This is a genomic window from Klebsiella sp. K47 (genome assembly GCF_051858335.1).
Taxonomy (GTDB): Bacteria; Pseudomonadota; Gammaproteobacteria; order Enterobacterales; family Enterobacteriaceae; genus Klebsiella; species Klebsiella pneumoniae.
Window position 1 is genome coordinate 1 of record NZ_JBPYUI010000577.1, and the last position, 211, is coordinate 211.

Genomic DNA, 211 nt, shown 5'->3' on the forward strand with positions numbered 1-211 from the left:
TTTCCGGCTACGACGTGGCCAATTTCAAGGTCTTCGTGTTCTGCCTGGCCGCTGCGCTGTCGGGCGTGGGCGGCGCGCTGTTCACGCTGCAGGTGGGCTTCATGTCGCCCAGCTTCGTGGGCATCGTTCCCTCCATCGAGATGGTCATCTACGCCGCCGTGGGCGGGCGCATGAGCCTGGTGGGCGCCGTGTACGGCACGCTTCTGGTCAA

Annotated in this window: 1 protein-coding gene; it reads left to right on the plus strand. The window is 65.4% G+C overall.

What is annotated here, in order from left to right:
- Nucleotides 1-211: ABC transporter permease subunit (locus RRF55_RS29290; protein WP_439419497.1), on the plus strand; the 211-nt coding region annotated here is incomplete at both ends.